This window comes from Streptomyces sp. TLI_053 (assembly GCF_900105395.1).
Taxonomy (GTDB): domain Bacteria; phylum Actinomycetota; class Actinomycetes; order Streptomycetales; family Streptomycetaceae; genus Kitasatospora.
In genome coordinates this window covers 5,161,852-5,182,141 of the sequence record NZ_LT629775.1, presented here as the reverse complement: position 1 = coordinate 5,182,141, position 20,290 = coordinate 5,161,852, and the positions used below count along the sequence as shown (strand labels likewise).

The following is a 20,290-nucleotide window of genomic DNA, read 5'->3' as shown; positions in this document are numbered from 1 at the left end:
CGGCACCGGTCAAGTGGGTGAATGGAGGAAGGACGGCGCCGCCGGTGGTTGCCGCAGGAAACGTCGATCCTGCCAACCCGCCATCTCATACCGGCCATTCGGACACGCGAAGCCCTCGGCCAGGACACGGCAGCGCTTTTGAGCGTAGCAAAGGAGTCCGGGGCACGCCAGGATCGATCTTCGGGGCGCCGACGGGGCTCAGACCGACTCCCGGCCGCTCCTCGGATCCGGCCGACGGTGCGTCATGAGCGGCCTGCTGACGGTGAATTCGCGGAACCGGCGGGCCGCCTCGGACTGGTAGGCGTCCCGGTTCCAGACCAGCGTGAGCACCCGGTAGCAGTTCGGCGCGGCCACGTGCACCCAGGCCACCGGGACGTGCGAGTCGGTGCCCGCCAGCCGGGACATCGCCGGGATCAGGCCGATGCCCAGCCCGGTGCTGATCATGTCCTGGCTGGCCCCCGGCTCGTCGCCCTCGCAGGACAGCCGCGGGGTGAGCCCCTCGGTGGCGAACAGCCGCTCCAGCAGCGCGCGTTGCCAGTTCCCCCGCCGGGTGGTGACGAACGGCTCGTCGGCGATCTCGGCGATCGTCACGCTCTCCCGGCCGTCCAGCCAGTGCCCGCGCGGGACGGCCAGCAGCACCTCCTCCCGGAGCAGCTCGACGGAGTCCAGGTTGGCGGCGGTCAGCGGCTGCGAGGCCACGCAGAAGTCCACCTCACCGGCGCGCAGTTGGCGGTCCATCTCCTCGACGTTCGACTGGAAGAGCCGCACCTCGGCCCCGGGGAAGGCGGCCCGGAAGCTGCCCATCAGATGGGCGACGGTCAGCAGCGTCTCGGAGGCGACGCCGACCCGGCCGAGCCCGGTCTCCCGGGCCTCGCGCAGCGCCCGGCGCCCGTCGTCGAGCTCGCTCAGCGCCCGGTCGACGTGCCGCAGGAACACCACGCCGTACTGGTTGAGCCGGATCCGCCGGCCCTGCCGGTCGAAGAGCGGGGAACCCAGCTCGGCCTCCAGCCGGGCGATGGTGCGGCTGAGCGAGGGCTGGGCGACGCTCAGCTCCTCGGCGGCCCGGCTGATGTGCTCGAAACGGGCGACGGCCTGGAAGTAGCGGAGTTGCAGCAAATCCACGGTTCACCTCTGCTCATGTCCGGCGAGCTATGCGTACATAGCAAAACCGGTCTTGGAAGGCATAAGCAACCCTCGCCTAACGTCATCGGCGGGGTTCGTCGCGCAGGTGGCGGGCAGAGATGCCCGCCACCTGCACACGCGAGCGGGGAACCCTTCCTTCCCCGCGTCCGCTTCCCGCGTCCGCCTCCCCGACTTCCTCATCCGTCCGCCGACCCGGAGGCCAACCGCCCCCCAGGAAGGTCGCATCATGAGCGCTGCGGATCTGGCCCGACTCCAGTTCGCGGCCACCACCAGCGTGCACTGGCTGTTCGTCATCCTCACCATGGGGCTGGTCCCCATCGTGGCGATCATGCACACCCGGGCCGCGTACACCCGCGACCTCGCCAAACGCGCGGTCCGGGAGCGCATGACTCGCTTCTGGGGCCAGCTCTACGTCATCAACTACGCGGTCGGCATCGTGACCGGCCTCGTCATGGAGTTCCAGTTCGGACTCAGCTGGAGCGGCCTGAGCAAGTTCGCGGGCAACGTCTTCGGCGCGCCACTGGCACTGGAGACCCTGATCGCCTTCTTCGCCGAGTCCACCTTCCTCGGCATGTGGATCTTCGGCTGGGGCCGGATGCGGCGCGGCATCCATGTCGCGCTGATCTGGCTGGTCGCGCTGACCGCCTACCTCTCGGCGTTCTGGATCCTGGTCGCCAACGGCTTCCTCCAGCACCCGGTGGGCTACGAGGTTCGCGACGGCGTCGCCTACCTGACCGACTTCTGGGCCCTGGTCACCAACGCCAACGCCCAGGTGGCCCTCGCCCACATCGCGCTCGCAGCGCTCACCACCGGCGGCATCTTCGTGGCCGGCATCAGCGCCTGGCACTTCGCCAAGGGCACCGAGGAGACCGAGCTGTTCCGGAGTTCGCTGCGCCTGGGCGTCTGGGTGAGCATGCTCTCCTCCTTCTTCGTCATCATCGTGGGCAACCTCCAGGTCCCGGTCATCGAGAAGACCCAGCCGGTCAAGGCCGCGATCCTGAACGGCGGCGACCTCGCCGCGGCGCAGGCCCAGGAGGTCGCCGCGCACGGCCCCGGGGACTACCTGCCCTGGACGGCCTGGGTGAAGAACTCGATGGACCTGATGACCATCCTCGGCAACACGGTCTCGACCATCACCTTCATCGCCGTCTTCCTGCTGCTGAAGGACCTGCTGGTGCGCAAGCGCTGGCTCGCCTACCTGATGACCGCGATCGTCCCGCTGCCCTTCATCGCCTCCGTCGGCGGCTGGGTGGTGCGCGAGATCGGCCGCCAGCCGTGGCTCGTCTACGGCCGGTTGACCGTCGACGACGCCGTCTCGAACGTGAGCACGGGCGCCCTGGCCGTGTCCTGCACGGTGTTCGTCGCCATCTTCCTCGCCCTCGCGGTGACCAACTGGACGCTGATCACCCGCTTCGCCCGCCGTGGCCCGGCCGGCGCCCAGCTCGGCGCCGGCGACCCGCTCCCGGACGAGCTGCCCGGTGCGGGCGGCGCCGACGAGAAGCAGCCGGTCCCGGCCTTCTGAGCGGGCCGACCGCTCCCGCACCGCGACGAACTCCTCTGATGTGACGGAAGGTTGGGCTACATGAGCCTGGAGACCCTCTGGCTGGCCCTCCTCGGCCTGCTGCTCGCCGGCTACTTCGTACTGGGCGGCTACGACTACGGCGCCCAGATGCTGTCCCCGTTCCTCGGTTCCGCCGACGCGGGGCCCCGGCCGGCGGCCGGACCGGCCGCCGGAGCACGGGCCGGTGCAGGATCCGGATCCGGCACCGGCACCGGCACCGGCACCGGCCCGGACGACCGGCGGAACGCCGCACTCGACGCGATCGCGCCGTTCTTCCTCGGCAACGAGGTCTGGCTGGTCGCCTTCGCCGGCGTGATGTTCGGCGCGTTCCCGCACCTGGAGGGCAGCCTGCTGTCCGGCCTCTACCCGCTGATCGTGGCGATCCTGGCCGGCCTGGTGCTCGGGAACGCCGCGATCCAGCTGCGCGGCCGCTCCCGCGGCCCGCGGGCGGCCAGGGTGTGGAACGCCCTGGTGGTGCTCGGCGGCGCGCTGCCCGCCGTGTGCTGGGGCATCGTGGTCGGCCTGCTGCTGCACGGCGTGCCGCGCCGGGCCGACGGTTCCTTCCACGTCGGCGCCGGCGAGGTGTTCGGACCGTTCGCGCTGACCTGCGGGGTGGCCACCGCCCTGCTCTTCGCCGGGCACGGCGCGGCCTTCGTCGCGCTCCGCTCGGAGCCCGGCACCGCCGCCGCCGCCCGACGGACGGGTGCCACCCTGCTCGCGGCGGCGGGCGCCGCCGGAGCCCTGGCGCTGCTGCTCTCGCTGTTCGGGGCCGGTGCCTCGATGACCAGGACGGGGACCTCGGTGGTCCTGTTCGCCCTGATCGTGGCCGCCCTCGCGGCCGGGTGGTGGTACCTCGGCCGGGGCCGCGACACCCTCGCCTTCACCGCCACCTGCCTGGCCACCGCGCTGCCGGTGCTGCTGATCGGGGCCGGCCAGTACCCCTACCTGCTGTCGGCCTCCGCCGGTGGCGGCATCACCGTCGACGACGCGGTCGCCGACGGCGCCACGCTGAAGGTGCTGATCGGGTTCGGCGTGGTGGTCGTCCCGCTGATCCTGCTCTACCAGGGCTGGAGCTGGTGGGCGTTCCGCGGCCGCACCGGCCGGCGGCACCCCAGCTACTTCTGACCGACCGCCGTCGGCCGGCAGCCCACCGCGGCTGCCGGCCGGCGGCGTCCGACCGCCTGGCGGACCACGGAGGGACCACGGGATGAAGCCGGCCGAACGCCGTCTGCGGCGCGAGATCCCGGCGCTCCGGCGCCACTTGACCATGTCCACCGTCCTCGCCCTGCTGGGCGCCGGACTGGTGCTCGGCCAGGCCGAACTGCTGGCCGGCCTGCTCGCCGACGGCTTCGCCGGACGCGGCCGGTGGACCGGGCCGCTGGTCGCGCTCGGCACCGTCCTCGCCCTGCGCGCCCTGCTGGCCTGGGCCCGGGGCGCCCTCGCCCAGCGGGCCGCCGCCGCGACCAAGCGGGACCTGCGCGACCGCCTCACCGCCCACCTGCGGGACACCGGTCCCCGGCGGCTGGCCGCCGGTCGGCACGGCGAGACCGCCACCCTGCTCACCCGCGGCCTCGACGCCCTGGACCCCTACCTCACCGGCTACCTGCCCACCATGGCCGCCACCGCTGTCGTCCCGCTGGTGGTGGTCGTCCGGCTCGGCCTCGCCGACTGGACCTCCGCGCTCATCGTGGTGATCACCCTTCCGCTGATCCCGGTGTTCGGCGCGCTCGTCGGCCTGCACACCGCGCAGCGCACCGCCCGGCAGTGGCGGCTGCTGGCCCGGCTGGGCGGCCACTTCCTGGACGTCGTCGCCGGGCTGCCCACCCTGCGCGCGTTCGGCCGCGAGCGGCACCAGACCCGGGTGGTGCGGGAGATGGCCGACGCGCACCGGCGGGCCACCATGCGCACCCTGCGGGTCGCCTTCCTCTCCTCCCTCGTGCTGGAGACGGTGGCCACCCTGTCGGTGGCGCTGGTCGCCGTCCCGGTCGGCCTGCGCCTGCTGGACGGCACGCTCGACCTGCGCACCGCCCTGGTCGTGCTCTTCCTCGCGCCGGAGGCCTACCTGCCGCTGCGCGCGGCGGGCGCGGCCTTCCACGACAGCGCCGAGGGCATCGCGGTGACCGAGCGGGTGTTCACGCTCCTGGACGACGCTGACGACGCCGGCGGCACGGGTGACACGGACGACACGGGCCCCGCCGGCGGGCCGACCGCCCGGCTCCTGGTCGAGGCCCGGACCGGGCCCCCGGCCCCCGTCCCCGACGCCCGCACCGCACGGCTGGTCCTCGACGGCGTCACCGTCCACCACCCCGACCGCGCCGCCCCCGCCCTCGCCGACGTCTCGCTCACCGTCCAGCCCGGCGAGCACCTGGCCCTGGTCGGCCCGAGCGGCGCCGGCAAGTCCACCCTGCTCGCCCTCCTGCTCGGCTTCGTCACCCCCGGCACCGGCCGGGTCCTGGTCGACGGCACCGACCTCGCCGCGCTCGACCCCGACGCCTGGCTGTCCCAGGTGGCGTGGGTCCCGCAGCGCCCGCACCTGTTCGCCACCTCCGTCGCCGACAACATCCGCCTCGGCCGCCCGGACGCCACCGACGCCGAGGTCCGGGCCGCCGCCCGGGCCGCCTGCGCCGACGGCTTCATAGCGGCACTGCCGCACGGGTACGACACCGTCCTCGGCGAGCACGGCGCCGGACTCTCCGCCGGCCAGCGCCAGCGCACCGCCCTGGCCCGCGCCTTCCTCAAGGACGCGCCGGTCCTGCTGCTCGACGAGCCCACCGCCCACCTCGACCCGGAGAGCGAGGCCGCCGTCACCCGGGCCACCGCCGAGCTGATGCGCGGGCGCACCGCGATCGTGGTCGCCCACCGGACCGGCCTGCTGCCGCACGCCGACCGGATCCTCACCGTCCGGGCCGGCACGGTCGAACCTTCCCCCGCCCGCCCGGCTGCCGCCGACCTCACCGGGCTGGTCCGCTCATGACCCGCCCGGCCGCCGCGGCCGCCCTCCCCCCGGGCGCCGCCCCCGCGCCCCGACCGCTCGCCCCCGGAGCTCCGATGCCCGACCGCGCCGCCAGCGGCTCCCACCCCACCCTCCGGCTGCTGAGCCTGCTGCTGCCGCACTGGCGCCGGCTGCTGCCCGCCGTGCTGGCCGCCGCCGGCAGCGAACTCAGCGGCGCCGCGCTGATGGCCACCGCCGCCTGGCTGATCACCCGCGCCGCCGAACAGCCTCCGATCGCCGCCGTCGCCGTCGCGATCGTCGCCGTCCGCGCCCTCGCCCTCGGCCGGGGCACCCTGCGCTACGCCGACCGCCTGCTCGGGCACGACGGCGTGCTGCGCGCCGTCGCCGACTTCCGCGCCCGGGTGTACGAGGCGCTCGTCCCGCTCGCCCCGGCCGGCACCCCCGCCTTCCGCGGCGGCGACCTGCTGACCCGGCTGGTCGACGACGTCGACGCCGCGCAGGACCTGCTGCTGCGGGTGCTGATCCCGGTCACCGCCGCCGTCCTGGTCGCCGCGGCCGCCACCGGTACCGCGCTGGTGCTGCTTCCGCCGGCCGGGCTGCTGCTCGCCCTGCTGCTCGCCCTCGCCGCGCTCGTGGTGCCCGCCCTGGTGCTCGCGCTGTCCCGCCGGGACGGTCGCGCCGAGAAGGCCGCGCGCGCCGAACTCGCCGCGCTCACCGTCGACCTGACCCGGGGTGCGGCCGACCTCGCCGCGTACGGTGCCCGGGGCCGCGCCCACGCCCGGACCGCGGCGGCCACCGCCCGGATCGCCGACCTGGAGGAGCGCCGGGCGCTCACCACCTCGCTCGCCTCCGCCGTGGTCCTGCTGCTCCAGGCGGCGGCCACGGTCGGGGTCACCTGGCTCGGCCTGCGCGCGCACGCCGACGGCCGGCTGCCGGCCGTACAGCTCACCGTCCTCGCGGTGCTCGCCCTGGTCTCCTTCGACGCCCTCGCCGGACTGCCCGCCGCGGCCCGCCGGCTGGCCGACGTCTGGGCCTCCGCCCGCCGCCTCGCCGACCTGATGGACACCCCGGCCCCGGTCACCGATCCGGCCGATCCGGCCCCGCTCCCCCTCGACGGCCCGCTCGGCGTGGAGATCACCGGCCTGCGGGTGCGCCACCGCCCGGACGGCCCGGCCGTCCTGGACGGGGTGAGCCTGCGGCTGCCGCCCGGCCGCCGGGTCGCGCTGGTCGGCGCCAGCGGCTCCGGCAAGTCCACCCTGATCGCGGCGCTGATGCGGTTCCTCCCGTACGAGGGCGGCAGCATCCGGATCGGCGGGCGGGAACTGCGGGACTGCGCGGGTGCCGACGTCCGCCGGGCGATCACCGGCATGACCCAGGACGCCCATGTCTTCCACACCACCGTCCGGGCCAATCTGCGGCTGGCCCGCCCCGAGGCCACCGACGAGGAGCTCCGCGACGCGGCCCGCCGGGCCCGGCTGCTCGACTGGATCGACTCCCTCCCCGAGGGCTGGGAGACGGTGCTCGGCGGGGACGGCGCCACCGTCTCCGGCGGTCAGCGCCGACGGCTGCTGCTGGCCCGCGCCCTGCTCGCGGACCCGCCGGTGCTGGTCCTGGACGAGCCGACCGAGGGCCTCGACCCGGACACCGCCGCCGCCGTCCTCGCCGACGTGCTCGACGCGACCCGCGGCCGGACCACCCTGCTGGTCACCCACGACCACGCCGCCCTGGACGCCGTCGACGAGGTGCTGACCCTCGCCGCCGGCCGGCTCGTGCCGGCCGGCGCACCGGCCGCGTCCTGACCCGCCCCGCCCGCCGGGGGCGGGTGGGGTGCCGCGGGCGGCACCCGGCTCCCGCGCGGACCCGGGCACCGCGCGCACGGGCACCGCGGACCCGGAGCGGTCGCACCCGGGCGGCCCGGGCGGCCCGGCCGGTCGCACCCGGGCCGCTCACAGGCTCCGGGCGGCGATGTCGCCGTAGGAGGTGGTGGCGCGGATGTCGAGGACCGCGGCGCCGTCGTTGCGCAGGCTGTTGCTGATCCGGCCGTGCCCGGTACCGGCGTCCAGGGCCGCGGAGACCCCGGCCGCGGCGGCCACCTCGATGTCGCCGGACTCGGTGCGGAGCACCACCGCGCCGCGAAGCGCCTCGGCGATCCGGACGGAGCCCCGGGAGGTGCTGATGTCGGCCGGGCCGTTGAGCCGGCCGACCTCGACGTCGCCGTCGACCGCGGTCAGCCGCACGCTGTCGGCCTCGTCGATCTTGATCCGGCGGTAGGCACCCTGCACGACGACGTCACCGAGGCGGCCGACGGCCCGGAGCTCGGTGCTCTCGGAGGCCACCTCGATCCGGGAGCCGACGGGCACCTGGAGGGTGATCTCCACGGCACCGGCACCGACCAGCCGGCCGCCGGGCACGGTGTCGACCCGCAGGACGCCGTCCCGGAAACCGACGACGGCCTGCTCGGCGGTGCGGATGTCGCGGGCGCGGCCGGACTCGGCGGGCCGCACCTCGACGGTGACGTCGGCCCGGTCGGCGGCGATCACCTGGACCCGGCCGGCCGGCAGGCCGACGACAGCGGTGACCGGGGCGGTGGTGGCGAACTTCTCCATGGTGCTGCTCTCCTGTTGCTCGTGGTGCTCCTGCTGCTTTCTGACATCACGAACGCTACGTTGCATTCGCATATCCATCAATAGCTTCGTTGCGAAGAACAGCCATAACTGCAGGCCAGATGTCGAATATCGTTGCAACGAATCCTCTTTCAATGCAACGTCGACGCGATCGATCGTTGCATTGACGGTGCATGAACGCTATGCTGCGGAGGTCCGGGCCGCACGAAGGGAGACCGAGGTGCCGGGAGGCCGACTCACCCAGCAGGAACGCCAGCAGATCGCACTCGGGGTGGCCGACGGGCTCGCCTACGCGGAGATCGCCAGGCGCCTCGACCGCCCCACCTCGACGGTCACCCGCGAGGTGATGCGCAACGGCGGCCCCACCGCCTACCGCGCCGACGCGGCCCACCGCGCCACCGAGCGCCGCGCCCACCGGAGCCGGCAGGCCGCCCCCCGCGGACCGCAGCCGCCCGAGCCGGCCGCGCACGGGCGCGACCCGGAGGCCGTGCGCGCGTACGAGGAGGTGTTCACCGCCCTGGTGATGCAGCAGGGCCTGCCCAGGATGATGGCCAGGGTCCTGACCTGCTTGTTCACCACCGACGAGGGGAGCGTCACCGCGGCCGAACTCGTCCGGCGGCTCCAGGTGAGCCCGGCGTCCGTCTCCAAGGCGATCGCGTTCCTGGAGGCCCACGGCCTGGTCCGGCGCGAACGCGACGAGCGCCGCCGCGAGCGCTACGTCGTCGACGGCGACGTCTGGTACCAGTCGATGATCGCCGCCGCCCAGGCCCACGCCCGGTTCGCCGGGACCGCCCGGGAGGGCGTCGGCGTGCTCGGCACCGGCACCCCGGCGGCCGTTCGTCTGGAGAACATCGCGCGGTTCATGGACTTCGTCGGCGAGAGCATCAGCCGCTCCGCCGAACAGGCCCGCGACGTCCTCCACACCGGCGCGAACCCGGCCCCGGTGCCGGCCCCGGGAGCGACGGACTCCGAGGATGGGATTTGACGCTCGTCTGACAAGGTGAAACGCCGTCACCCGCCCTCGCGTCGCCCGGGCGTGTGACGAACGGTCGGATCAACTGTCCGGTATGCGTATTCCCTTCCGGACCGGGCGGATCGCCTCGGTTCTCGCCCTCCTAGGAGGAACCCTCCTGGGCAGCGGCCTGATCGCCCCACCGGCGCAGGCCGCCATCTCCTTCACCAAGAGCGTGGACAAGGCGACCGCCTCCCCGGGGGAGAACGTCACCTACACCCTCCGGTACACGTGCTCGATCAACGAATGCACCGGCGGACACATCCTCGACACCCTGCCGTCGAACATGCAGTTCGTCGGCTGGACCCCCGACCCCTCCTCGGTCGACCAGGCCGGCTCCACCGTGCCCGCGACCGGCGCGATGGGCGGCACGATGGACATCAAGCTGCAGAACCTCAGCCCCGGCACCACCGCCACCATCACGGTGGTCATGAAGTACCCCAACTTCACCACCCCCAACGGCGCCACCTCCACCAACTCGGCCACCATGAGTGCCACCGGTGAGACCTCGCAGAACGCGAGCGCCAACACCAGGGCCGAGGTCCAGCCGCAGTACACGGTGACCAAGGGCATCCAGACCAGCAGCCAGGACGGGCGCACCGTCACCTACCAGTTCAGCCCCTGCGCCACCGACAACGTGCCCAACGTCGACCTGGACAGCAGCCGTCTGTTCGACACCCTGCCGCCGGGCGCGGTGGTGGACACCGGCCGCTCGCCGGGCTGGACCCAGGTGGCCCCCGGTCCCAACACCTGGGGCTACGACATCGGCCCGTTCGTGTCCGGCAACGGCCGCGGCGGCTGCCGCCAGCCGGGTGTCCTGGTCGTGTACTACCCGGAGAGCGACTTCCCCAGCGGCACCACCTCCACCAACAACGTGGACCTGCTGGGCGACCCGCTCGGCACCGACCCCGAGACCACGCTGGACTCCGCCTCCACCACCACCGGCCAGTTCCAGCCCCCGGCCACCGGTGTGGACGTCACCGCCAGCAAGGTGTGGCGCGACACCGTCGTCTCCGGCGACCTCAACAGCTTCAGCCTGTCGGCCACCAACACCTCCGGCCCGGCCACCAGCCTGACCATCACCGACCCCGGTACCGGCACCACCGACGGCCTCTACAACTGGATCTACCCCCAGTCCCTCCAGCTGGAGCCGTGGAACCCCACCAGCATCCAGCTCACCCTCCAGTACCGGCTCAACGGTGACCCGACCTGGCTGACCTTCAGCCCCGGAAGCCCCTTCAACGGCGCCGCCAACCGCCGGGTCACCTTCGCCGAGGGCGCCGGCGACCCGGCCAACGACGTCCTCGGCATCCCCGCCGGCCGCTGGCTCGACGGCCTCCGGTTCACCTGGAACGGCCCCATCCCCACCGGCTGGAGCCCCGGCAACGCGGTGCAGCTGGTCACCCAGGTCGCCACCCCCGGCCACGACGGGCGCGCCGCCCCCGTCCCGCTGACCAACTGTGTCGACACCTCCGCGACCGACGGCACCAACAACGCCAGTGCCAACGCCTGCGCCAGCACCACGATCACTCAGGCCACCAACCTCGGCGCGGCCAAGACCACCGTCTCCGGCGAGCTGTCCGCCCCCGGCGGCATGGCGACCTTCCAGGTCATCCCCTACAACCGCAGCGCCCGTGACCTGGACCGCCCGCTCGTCCTGCTCGACCTGCTGCCGCCCGGCGTCGTCTACATCGACGGCTCCGCCCGGCCGGACCCGAACTACCCGGACGCCAAGGCCCCCGAGTCGATCACCGTCACCCCCGGCCCCGACGGCCGCCAGCTGCTGAGGATGCAGTGGCCGGCCGGCGCGCCCGACTCCACCTACCTGCACGACCCGCTGGCCTACCGGATGCTCTTCGACGTCCAGGTCGCCAGCAGCATCCGCTCCGGTGAACTGACCAACGACGTCTACGTCACCGTCGACCAGCCGACCGACCCGGTCGCCTGCATGTTCTCCGGCTCCGACAGCGGCAGCACCCCGGACGTGCTCGACCTCAACGGCAACGGCAACACCACCGAGCTGCTCTGCCACGCCTCCTCCAAGATCCAGGTGGACGTGCCCAGCGTGCTGCGCTCGTTCAAGGAGGTGAAGGGCGACCTCGACTCCGACTACCTGAGCATCGGCACCGCTACCCCCGGCGGCCACATCTCCTACCGGATGACCGTCCGCAACGACTCGCCGGACCCGGTCACCGACTTCATCGCCTACGACAAGCTGCCCACCCCCGGCGACAACTACGTGCTCACCCAGGACGCGCAGCGCGGCAGCACCTGGACGCCCTCGCTGAGCGAGCCGATCGTCAGCAGCGACCCGACCGTGGTGATCGAGTACACCACCGACGCCAACCCCTGTGTCGAGAGCGCGCTGGTCGACCGGACCGGCTGCAACGCGAACGCGGTCTGGACCACCGCCTTCCCCGCCCCGGGGACGGCGACCTGGTTCCGCGTCCACCGCGCCGGCGCGATGGCCTCCGGGGAGTCCTTCACCCTGACCTGGCCGATGGTCACCCCGTTCGACGCTCCGGACACCGAGTACGCCTGGAACAGCTTCGCCTTCACCGCCACCGACAACGAGGGCCGGCAGCTGCTGCCCGCCGAGCCGGCCAAGGTCGGCGTCGCGGTGAAGCGGGTCACCGAGCCGAACAACGCGCTCGGTGACTTCGTCTGGGTCGACAAGGACGGCTCCGGCGTCCAGAAGCCCGGCGACACCGGCGTCCCCGGCGTCAAGGTCGACCTGCTGGACGAGAACGGCCAGCCGGTGCGCGACAAGGACGGCCGACCCGTCACCACCACCACCGACGCCAACGGCCTGTACCTCTTCGACAACCTCCCCGACGGCACCTACCAGGTGCGGTTCGACCTCACCACCCTCCCGCAGGGCGCCAAGGTCACCGTCCGGGGCGCGGGCACCGACCCCACCAAGGACTCCGACGCCGACCCCACCACCGGCCTGACCCAGACCGTCACCCTCTCCGGCGGCCAGCGCTACCTCGACCTCGACATGGGCATCGTCCAGCCCCCGCCACCGGCCGACAACGCGCTCGGTGACTTCGTCTGGGTCGACAAGGACGGCTCCGGCGTCCAGAAGCCCGGCGACACCGGCGTCCCCGGCGTCAAGGTCGACCTGCTCGACGGCAACGGACAGCCCGTCGTCGACGCCAACGGCCGACCCGTCACCACCACCACCGACGCCAACGGCCTGTACCTCTTCGACAACCTCCCCGACGGCACCTACCAGGTGCGGTTCGACCTCTCCACGCTGCCGCAGGGCGCCAAGGTCACCACCCGCGCCTCCGGCACCGACCCCACCAAGGACTCCGACGCCGACCCCACCACCGGCCTGACCCAGACCGTCACCCTCTCCGGCGGCCGGCGCTACCTCGACCTCGACATGGGCGTCGTGCTCCGGTCCTCGTCCCCGTCCCCGTCCCCGTCGCCCTCGCCGACGTCCTCGCCCTCGCCGACCTCGTCGCCGAGCCCGACGTCCTCGCCGTCGCCCACCGCCTCGCCCAGCCCGACGTCCTCGCCGTCGCCGACCGCTTCGCCCTCGCCGACCGCGTCCCCGACGTCGTCGTCCCCGTCCGCCACGACCACGACCACCGCGTCCACGGTCCCGACCCACCGGCCGACCCACCACCGGCCGACCGGCGAGCCGCTGCCGGACACCGGCAGCTCCGCCGCCGACGGCCTGATCGCGGCCCTCGGAGGCCTCGCCGTCCTCGGCGGTCTGCTCCTGTGCCTGGTCGCCTACCGCCGCCCGGGACGGCACAGCTGATCCACCGGTGAACAACTGAACAGCAAGGCCGGGACCAGTGGCGTCGCCCCCGGGCGACGCCACTGGCGTGTCCGCCCGCGACCGGAAGCGGGTGGCGGGGCACCGATCGGAAGCGGACCGGAAGCGACGGCGCCTTTCCCCGGAAGCGACCGGACTGGTGTGCTGTCACCGGAGGCGGGGCGGACCTCGACCGCACGGGGGACGGCAGGGTCCGCTCCCGCCCACCCACGGCGGGAGGAGCAGCATGCCAAGGCGCGGGCCGCGGAACGCCGCTGTACCGGCCCGGCCGTCAGTCCCGCCCGTACGGGTCCCGCAGGAAGCGCTCCAGCTCCAGCAGGTCCGTGCGGCGCAGGTCGTCCGGGTGCACGACGAGCCTCAGCTCCGGCGCGACCGGGGTGCCGTCCGCGCAGGCCAGGACGAAGGACTCCACGATCATCCTGGCGAGCCGGCCCCGGTCGAGGTCCACGATCCGCGCGAGGCCGGAGCCGAGCATCGGCACCGCGACCGGGCGGTACCGCCCGTGCAGGGCGACCGCCTCCCAGAGCCGGTCCAGGGCCGACGCGAGGTGCTCCGGACGCGACCGGGCCACCATGTCGTTGCCCAGCCGGGAGTACGCGGTCGCGAAGATCTGCCGCCGGCCGTGCGGCACCGCCACCGTCGTCCCGATCGGATAGCGCAGCCGGCGCCCGCGGGGCTTGTCCCGGCTGCGTTCCCGCTCGACCACCGCCACCGGCCGCAGCGCCCGCTCCAGCTCGGCGTCCAGCCGCTCGCTGCGGCCGCCGAACAGCCGTTCCACGAGCTGCCCCTGGATGCTCGACCGGCTGATCACGACGTCCTGGTCGATCTCGGTGTCGAAGGTGTCGGTGAAGCCCGCCACCAGGTTGGCGTCCTCCTGGTCGAAGAGGTCGCCGCAGACGACCACGACCTCGACCGCGCGGTCGGGCAGGGCGGCACGCAGCAGCTCGTCGTCCCAGCGGCCGCGCAGCCTGGTCCGCAGCCGGCCGAGTTCGGAGACCCAGGACGGGTCGTCCGGGCGTTCCCGGACCGCCGCCTCGGCGACCGGCAGCGCGAGCTCCGGCCGGCCGAGCCTGACCCGGCAGGAGATCAGCTCCCGGCGGGCGGTGTCCTGGAGGCCGGTCAGCCGGCGGATCAGCGGTTCGGCGAACTCCTCGCCGGCGGCCTCCGCCAGCGGTCTGCCCCGGACCAGGCCCAGCGCCTCCTCCAGGTGCCAGGCGGCCATCGCCGGTCCGACCCGGAAGGACTCGTTCACCAGCTCGGTGAAGCGGGCGCAGTCGAGCTCCGCGGACGCGAGGCCGAGCCGGTAGGCGGTTTCCGAGCCGCGCGCGGTCGACAGCTGCTCGGTGCGCAGGAGCCGCGCGCCGGACACCGGGTCGCCCGCGCCGAACGCGCGCCGCAGCTCGACCACCCTCTTGTGCACCTCGTTGCGGCCCCGCGCGCCCTGCCCCGGGAGGTCGGCCCGCCGGCCCCAGACGTCCCGGCGCAGCCGGGAGACCGGCACCGCCTCGCCGTCGGCCGCCACCAGCCGGACCAGCAGCCGTCTGGTCAGCGGGGTGAGCCGGACCGGCACCCCGTCGGACTCCACCCGCACCGGCCCCAGCACACTCACCCGGACACCCGTCATCGGAACCCCCACCTGCCTCGGCCCCGGCCGGGAGCGGCCGCCCTCGAAGCACCGAGCAGGATAGCAACCACCGTGCCCGGCAGGCAGGTTGATGATCGGCGTGTCGTATGATCCGCCGACTGCCGGGCACCGGCCGGGTGTCCCGGCGCACCGCGTCCGCGTTCCTGCGCCACACCGCGACCGCCTTCGGCGGGCTGGCGGTGGCGGGCCAGCTCGCCGCACCGCTGTTCCCCCACGGGCTGCCCTCGCCCGGCTGGGTGACCGCGGGCTCGGCCGGGGCCTGCGTGCTCTGGGGCGCGTACCTGAGCCGGCCGGTCCCCGTGGTGCGGCAGGAGTTCCGGCGGCCCGACACCACGGTGGTGGTGGAGGCCGGTGACCTCTTCGCCGCTCCGGGCCATCTCGTGGTCGGCTTCTGCGACACCTTCGACACCGCTCCGGAGGACGGGCGGCTGATCCACCAGGACAGCGTGCAGGCCCAGTTGCTGCGGCGGCGCTACGACGGCGACCTCGACCGGCTGGACGCCGAACTCGCCACCGCCCTGGCCCCGGTCGCCCCGCGGTCCCGCGAGCTCAGGGCGGACAAACCGCTCGGCAAGCTCGACCGCTACCCGCTGGGCACCGTGGCCGTCCTCGGCACCCCGCCCCGGCTGGTCTTCGCCACCGCCTACAGCCGGCTCGGCCGGGACCTGGTGGCCTCCTCCGGGGTGGAGGACCTCTGGTTCGGCCTCAACCGGCTCTGGGACGCCGTCGACCGGCGGGCCCGGACCGACTCCGTGGCGATGCCGCTGGTGGGGTCCGGGCTGGCGAGGATGGACTACCTGGACCAGGACAGCCTGCTGCGGCTGATCCTGATGTCGTTCGTCGCGCGGTCCCGGGAGGGCGCGGTCTGCCGGGAGCTGCGGGTCGTCCTGCGGCCGGCGGACCTGGCGAACGTCTCCGTGCCGGAGGTGCGGGCGTTCCTGCGGAGCATGGCCGAGGGCCTGGCCGGCCGGTGACGGCACCGGTGGCAGGTGGCACCACTGGTGACGGCACCGGCCGACGGCGGTCGGCACCGGTCGGCACCGGTCGGCGACGGCCCGGCCGCGGTGGTGCGCCGCGGCCGGGCCGGACCGTCCCGCGCCGGATCAGCCCGTGCGGCGGTAGGCCCCCAGGTCCAGGAACGGCCCGGTGTCCAGCCAGTCGTTGCCCCGGTCGTCCACCGGACAGCCGGCCACCTCCAGTCGTTGCGCCACCTTCCGCAGCGCGAAGACGTGGTTCCCGTCCGCGGTGAACCGGATCACGTTGCGGCCCGCCAGGTCCGAGGCCGGCCGGACGTCCCCGAACTCGACCATCACGGTCCGCTCCGGATAGGCCATCAGCACCATGCCCAGTTCGATCAGCACGTTCTGGCGCGGCTGGCCGGAGGGTGCCCGCTCGTGCGGCGGCTCGGCGGGCCCCTTCAGGTCGTCGTGGAGCACGGCGACGTCGTCCGGGGTGAGCAGGACGAGCGCGGCCCCGGCCACCGAGGGCGCGTGGGCCACCACCTCGCCGATGAACGGGGAGGGCAGGCCGGTCGCCCCGACCAGGTGCTCCCACTCCAGCGGGTTCAGTCCGAGTCTGCGCAGCAGCCCGAACATCTCCCGCCGGACCTGCTCGTCGCGGCCGTGGACCACGAACACGTTGCGGCTCCGCTCGGGACCGACCGTCGCCCGCGCACCCGTCGTCCGCGCGCCCGTCGACCCCTCGGCCTGGCGGGCACCGCCCCGGTTGACGGTCTTGCCGGTGGAGTTGTCGATGGTCCCGTTGCCGAAGATGTTGCCGTGGACGGCCGCGTCGCGGCCTGTTCCCTGGTCGGTCATGGGTCGGTTGTCCTTGTCCTCGGTGTGTTCGTGCGGCGGCCGTCGTCGCGGCCGGGCCGGTGGCGGTGGTGCGGGGATCAGTTGTGGTTGACCTGCTTGTTGTGCGAGTTGTCGATGGTCCCGTTGCCGAAGACGTTGCCGCTCAGGACGTTGGTCTGGTTGCGCCGGTGGTCCGCCAGGTCGACCTGGTGCTCGCGCAGGAAGCGCTCGACGAGGTGCAGCAGCCGACGCTCCACGATCCGGGTGTACTTGTCGGCGTCCGACTCCTGGAAGTAGTGGTGGTAGGTGTCGCTGCAGGCCAGTTCGCGGATGCTGGTGCGCGCGCCGCGATTCACCGCGAGCGTCGCGTACCGGCCGAGGCCGAACTCGCTGCTGTCGGCGACCGCGACGAGCTCGACCTCGAAGCGCCGGCCCTCCCGGTAGTGCTCGCGCAACCGGGCGTAGCCCGAGCGCAGCGGTCCGAGGGGCAGCAGGACCTGCCAGGACCGGCCCAGCACGTGCCCCAGGGAGTCCAGGGCCGCCCGCAGCAGCAGCCGCCGGTCCAGCCGCTCCGGCAGCCGGTCGACCAGGTGGAACTCGGAGATCACCGGGGTCAGCACATGGCTGTGGAACTCGGTGTGCAGGGTGTTGCCGCGGATGTCGAAGCCCACGAACAGGGAGGTGACCAACTCCTCGTCCCAGGAGCCGATCCGGGCGCACAGGTACTCGCGGGACGCGCCGTATCCCTCCGCCCAGTGCTCGCCGCCCTCCGCGCCGATCGCGGGCAGCGCGGTCCAGCCCGCTCCCACCGACCGGTCGTGCACGGTGACCGCCCGGGCGTAGCTGCGGCGTTCCACGGTGAGCGTCGCGATCCGCTCGGACTCCTTCGCCTCGTCCCGCAGTTCGGCGGCGAGGTGGTGCTGGACGAAGGCCGCCAGGTCCGCGACGTCGAACGGTACGACCGGCCGACGCCTGGTGACCACCGGACCGGCGGGCTCCTTCGGCCCGTCCGGCTCCGTCCGGCCGGCGAGCCGGGCGACCAGCTCCGCCATGTCGTCCCTGTTGTCCGGGGCGCCGAGCAGCAACTGCGCGTTCGACCACCGGCGCAGCCGCGTGCCGGCCCCGACGAACGGCCGGTAGCCGCCGAAGTAGGCGAGGCCGTCCCGGGCCGACTGCTCGCGCTCGATCTTCCCGACGAGCTCGTCGTCGAGGAGGACGGCCGACGGACGGCCGCCGTCGAACCCGCCCGGTCCGCCGCCCGGCCCGCGGTCCTTGAGCCTGGTGACCAGGGTGTGCAGGGTGGCCACCCGCCGGAGGTAGTCGGCCGACCACCACAGCCAGAGCAGGAGCAGGAGGAAGGAGAAGGCACCGATCACGCCGGTGGCGGCGAGGACGAACAGCAGGGCTGCCCCGGCCCCGAAGTACACCCAGGAGTTGCGCTGCAGCGCGCGGGCCGCGAGCGCGTGGGCGAGCACCGGGACGGCGTCGTAGCCGAACGAGGGCGCGACCGCCCGGGCCCGGTTGGTCAGCAGCTCCCTGATCACCGCGCGGCGGTAGTCCGGGGAGAGGTAGGTACCCGCCGCGAGCAGCCGGGTGGCCCGGCTGCGGGCGTCCACCCCCGGAGGTCCGGTGGGCCCGTCCTGGCCCGGGGACGGGGGTGGCGGCGCGGCGAGAGAGGCGCCGTGGATGGTCATCGGTCGTTCAGAGCTCCTGTCGTGGAGGGGTCCGGTCCTGCCGGGGCCCGGGGCGTCCTCGCGCCCGTGCCGACCCACCGTCATCCCGTCCGGGAGACGGTCGCCCTGGCGATGGCACCGTCGGTGACGGTGTAGACGCCGCGGAAGCGCCGGACCGTGCCGTCCGTCTGCCGGGCCTCCAGCGTCGCGGTGACCGCGGCACCGTCGACCGAGAGCACGGTCACCGTGGTGGAGGTGGTCTCGTCGAAGCCGGTGACGAAGGTGTCGTAGTCGCCGGCGAGGTTGCGCCCGCCGAGCTGCCAGGCCGTGCGGAAGTCCCCGGCGTTGATCGCCGCGAAGTAGTCGCTCAGCACCGCGTCGGGTCGGGCGGACCCGGTCGGGGTGGCCGTGGCCGTCGGGGTGGCCGTCTCCGTGGCCATTTCTGTGGCTGTGGCTGTCGCCGTGGTGGTCGCGGTCGCCGAACCGGACCCCGAAGGTGACGGTGACCCGCCGGACCAGGACGAGGACGACGAGGGCGTGGGCGAGAACGAGAACGAGGTTGTCCGGGTGATCGTGGGTGTGGCCGAGGCCGAGGCCGAGGGCGTGCGGGTGCGGGTGGGCGTGGGAACCGTCCGCACGGGCGTCGGCGGCGGCTCGTCCCACCCCCCGGACCCCCTGCCCAGGCCGCCGGCGAGCCCGCTCGTGTCGATGCCGCCCCCGTCGTCCGTCCCGAACGAGATGCCGCCGCCCAGCCCGAGCAGCAGCAGGAGCACCGCCAGCGAACCCCCCACGACGGCCAGCACCCCCGTACGGACGTCCCCGGGCGGGGGCAGCAGCGACGGCGGCGGGTGAACGGGCCGGGCCGCGCCCGGTGGCCGGACCCGTGCGTCCGCCGGGACCGGCGGCTCCGGGATCTTGTCGTTCAACGCGGACCTCCTGTGCGGTCACCGAGGGATCGGGGCGCGGGACCCGGCACGTCCGTCCGTGCGCCCGGCCGTGCTGCCCCGGCCCCGGGCCCGCGGACCCACCGGGGGCCACGGACCCACCGGTCACCGCCCCTCGGGTCGATCCGACCAGGCCCCCTTCTTCCGCGGCCACAACCGGGGCTCTTCCGATCCGCTTCCGATGCGCTGGTGGACCCGGTGACAGGTGCGACGGGTGCGCCGCCGCACTCCCCCGAGCGCTCCGGCGCACGACGAGGGGCCCGCGCCGGCCCGTGCCCGCCCGGGCCCCTCGGAGCGGGCCGATCGCGGTGCTACGCCGCGGAGACCGGTTCGGGTGTCCAGTGGACGGCGCGGACGCGCCGCAGCCAGGCCTCGGCGGGGCGCTCGTCGGGGTGCTCGGGGAGGACCCCGGGACGGTCGAGGCGGTCGGCGGCCGCGGCGAGCAGGCCTTCGGCGTGGGCCGGGTCGTCGGCGATCCGCTCGCCGAGGCCGCGGACCCGCTCCGGATCCGGCAGCCGGACCTGGTTGTGGCCGACCTCGTGCAGGTGAACGGCCTGTTCGAGCAGCCGGACCAGGTGCCGGGCGTGCTTGGCGGCCCGGGCCCGGGTGACCGGGTCGGCGGTGTCGCGGGTCAGCAGCTTGCGGAACTGCTGGGTGGCATAACCGAGATAGGCGTTGCGGACACCCCGGGCGCTCAGGAACGAGCGGCGGATCGCTATCAGCTCCTCGCCCAGCGGGTCCCGCACCTCGTAGAGCTCGTCGGGCAGCCAGACCAGCTCGGTGGCGGTGGGATTGCAGCCGAGCGCGAGGCGGCACCACTTGGCGGCCTCGTGCAGGGTGCGGTCCGGCCTGGTGGAGACGTGCGACTCGGCCGGGCGGTGCAGGCCGTGGAAGCCCTCGGTCGGGGCGGCGAACAGGCCCAGCCGGTCGATGTCGGAACCGGCGTGCGCCAGTCCGTACGCGGTCGAGCCGACGATGCCGGACAGCAGGACGGTGCCGGGCGGGGAACCGGGCTGGGAACTGGGCCGGGTGGTGGGCCGGGTGCTCATCGGGCTCCTCTCGTCGGCCGGTCCGCAGGAGTCTGCCGGGTCGGGCCGCGCCGGGCCATCGAATTCCGCGGCCGCGGGCGCCCGCGGGCCGATACTG

At 74.1% G+C, this 20,290-nt stretch carries 15 protein-coding genes; 8 read left to right on the top strand and 7 right to left on the bottom strand.

Features of this window, described 5'->3' with window-relative positions:
* Nucleotides 1–198 precede the first annotated feature (198 nt).
* On the bottom strand, nt 199–1,122 hold the full coding sequence (locus tag BLU95_RS20990; RefSeq protein ID WP_093861388.1) for a LysR family transcriptional regulator: 924 nt from the start codon (nt 1,120–1,122) through the stop codon (nt 199–201).
* A gap of 247 nt (nt 1,123–1,369) precedes the next feature.
* Here BLU95_RS20990 and BLU95_RS20985 point away from each other — a divergent pair, with 247 nt between their 5' ends.
* From BLU95_RS20985 to cydC, 4 genes are all read left to right on the top strand, one after another.
* Nucleotides 1,370–2,665 carry a cytochrome ubiquinol oxidase subunit I gene (locus BLU95_RS20985; RefSeq protein ID WP_093861387.1) on the top strand — a complete coding sequence of 432 codons (1,296 nt, stop codon included), beginning with the start codon at nt 1,370–1,372 and terminating at the stop codon, nt 2,663–2,665.
* 60 nt (nt 2,666–2,725) lie between these two features.
* Complete coding sequence (locus BLU95_RS20980; RefSeq protein ID WP_093861386.1) at nt 2,726–3,829, top strand: cytochrome d ubiquinol oxidase subunit II; 1,104 nt, start codon at nt 2,726–2,728, stop codon at nt 3,827–3,829.
* 82 nt (nt 3,830–3,911) lie between these two features.
* The gene (cydD, locus tag BLU95_RS20975) at nt 3,912–5,678 is read left to right on the top strand and encodes a thiol reductant ABC exporter subunit CydD (protein WP_093861385.1); all 1,767 of its coding nucleotides are present in this window, start codon (nt 3,912–3,914) and stop codon (nt 5,676–5,678) included.
* Nucleotides 5,679–5,752: 74 nt separating this feature from the next.
* Entirely contained in the window at nt 5,753–7,456 is a 1,704-nt protein-coding gene (cydC, locus tag BLU95_RS20970) for a thiol reductant ABC exporter subunit CydC (protein WP_093861384.1), read from the top strand.
* 147 nt (nt 7,457–7,603) lie between these two features.
* Here cydC and BLU95_RS20965 read toward each other — a convergent pair whose 3' ends face one another.
* Complete coding sequence (locus BLU95_RS20965; RefSeq protein ID WP_093861383.1) at nt 7,604–8,263, bottom strand: DUF4097 family beta strand repeat-containing protein; 660 nt, start codon at nt 8,261–8,263, stop codon at nt 7,604–7,606.
* A gap of 238 nt (nt 8,264–8,501) precedes the next feature.
* On the opposite strand from BLU95_RS20965, the gene BLU95_RS20960 reads away from it, so the two are divergent.
* The gene (locus BLU95_RS20960; RefSeq protein ID WP_093861382.1) at nt 8,502–9,266 is read left to right on the top strand and encodes a MarR family transcriptional regulator; all 765 of its coding nucleotides are present in this window, start codon (nt 8,502–8,504) and stop codon (nt 9,264–9,266) included.
* A gap of 82 nt (nt 9,267–9,348) precedes the next feature.
* Nucleotides 9,349–13,068, top strand: coding sequence for an SdrD B-like domain-containing protein (locus BLU95_RS45165; protein WP_093861381.1), 3,720 nt, complete (start codon nt 9,349–9,351; stop codon nt 13,066–13,068).
* Nucleotides 13,069–13,357: 289 nt separating this feature from the next.
* Here BLU95_RS45165 and BLU95_RS20950 read toward each other — a convergent pair whose 3' ends face one another.
* Nucleotides 13,358–14,710, bottom strand: coding sequence for an AfsR/SARP family transcriptional regulator (locus BLU95_RS20950; protein WP_093861380.1), 1,353 nt, complete (start codon nt 14,708–14,710; stop codon nt 13,358–13,360).
* Between the two features lie 107 nt (nt 14,711–14,817).
* Between BLU95_RS20950 and BLU95_RS20945 the strand changes: the two genes are divergently transcribed.
* The gene (locus tag BLU95_RS20945) at nt 14,818–15,705 is read left to right on the top strand and encodes a macro domain-containing protein (RefSeq protein WP_231977706.1); all 888 of its coding nucleotides are present in this window, start codon (nt 14,818–14,820) and stop codon (nt 15,703–15,705) included.
* Nucleotides 15,706–15,834: 129 nt separating this feature from the next.
* Here BLU95_RS20945 and BLU95_RS20940 read toward each other — a convergent pair whose 3' ends face one another.
* From BLU95_RS20940 to BLU95_RS20930, 3 genes are all read right to left on the bottom strand, one after another.
* Nucleotides 15,835–16,548: a TIR domain-containing protein gene (locus tag BLU95_RS20940; protein ID WP_093861379.1), complete on the bottom strand. Its 714-nt coding sequence runs from the start codon at nt 16,546–16,548 to the stop codon at nt 15,835–15,837.
* A 77-nt stretch (nt 16,549–16,625) separates the two neighbouring features.
* Nucleotides 16,626–18,221: an AbeC-like domain-containing protein gene (locus BLU95_RS20935; RefSeq protein WP_159424958.1), complete on the bottom strand. Its 1,596-nt coding sequence runs from the start codon at nt 18,219–18,221 to the stop codon at nt 16,626–16,628.
* 80 nt (nt 18,222–18,301) lie between these two features.
* Nucleotides 18,302–18,640 (bottom strand): hypothetical protein, encoded by a 339-nt coding sequence (locus BLU95_RS20930; RefSeq protein WP_093861377.1) that lies wholly within the window; start codon nt 18,638–18,640, stop codon nt 18,302–18,304.
* On the opposite strand from BLU95_RS20930, the gene BLU95_RS42385 reads away from it, so the two are divergent.
* Nucleotides 18,633–19,052: a hypothetical protein gene (locus BLU95_RS42385; RefSeq protein WP_159424957.1), complete on the top strand. Its 420-nt coding sequence runs from the start codon at nt 18,633–18,635 to the stop codon at nt 19,050–19,052. The two genes, BLU95_RS20930 and BLU95_RS42385, sit on opposite strands and share 8 nt — an antisense overlap.
* Before the next feature lie 403 nt (nt 19,053–19,455).
* Here the strand turns inward: BLU95_RS42385 and BLU95_RS20920 are convergent, their stop codons facing one another.
* Nucleotides 19,456–20,193: a nucleotidyltransferase domain-containing protein gene (locus BLU95_RS20920; RefSeq protein ID WP_093861376.1), complete on the bottom strand. Its 738-nt coding sequence runs from the start codon at nt 20,191–20,193 to the stop codon at nt 19,456–19,458.
* Nucleotides 20,194–20,290: the final 97 nt, after the last annotated feature.

Coding starts and splice junctions, on each gene's coding strand:
- cydC (WP_093861384.1), top strand. CDS start 5,753: ATGCCCGACCGCGCCGCCAGCGGCTCCCACCCCACCCTCCGGCTGCTG.
- BLU95_RS45165 (WP_093861381.1), top strand. CDS start 9,349: ATGCGTATTCCCTTCCGGACCGGGCGGATCGCCTCGGTTCTCGCCCTC.
- BLU95_RS20985 (WP_093861387.1), top strand. CDS start 1,370: ATGAGCGCTGCGGATCTGGCCCGACTCCAGTTCGCGGCCACCACCAGC.
- BLU95_RS20945 (WP_231977706.1), top strand. CDS start 14,818: ATGATCCGCCGACTGCCGGGCACCGGCCGGGTGTCCCGGCGCACCGCG.
- BLU95_RS20935 (WP_159424958.1), bottom strand. CDS start 18,221: ATGACCATCCACGGCGCCTCTCTCGCCGCGCCGCCACCCCCGTCCCCG.
- BLU95_RS20940 (WP_093861379.1), bottom strand. CDS start 16,548: ATGACCGACCAGGGAACAGGCCGCGACGCGGCCGTCCACGGCAACATC.
- cydD (WP_093861385.1), top strand. CDS start 3,912: ATGAAGCCGGCCGAACGCCGTCTGCGGCGCGAGATCCCGGCGCTCCGG.
- BLU95_RS20930 (WP_093861377.1), bottom strand. CDS start 18,640: ATGGCCACGGAGACGGCCACCCCGACGGCCACGGCCACCCCGACCGGG.
- BLU95_RS20980 (WP_093861386.1), top strand. CDS start 2,726: ATGAGCCTGGAGACCCTCTGGCTGGCCCTCCTCGGCCTGCTGCTCGCC.
- BLU95_RS20965 (WP_093861383.1), bottom strand. CDS start 8,263: ATGGAGAAGTTCGCCACCACCGCCCCGGTCACCGCTGTCGTCGGCCTG.
- BLU95_RS20920 (WP_093861376.1), bottom strand. CDS start 20,193: ATGAGCACCCGGCCCACCACCCGGCCCAGTTCCCAGCCCGGTTCCCCG.
- BLU95_RS20950 (WP_093861380.1), bottom strand. CDS start 14,710: ATGACGGGTGTCCGGGTGAGTGTGCTGGGGCCGGTGCGGGTGGAGTCC.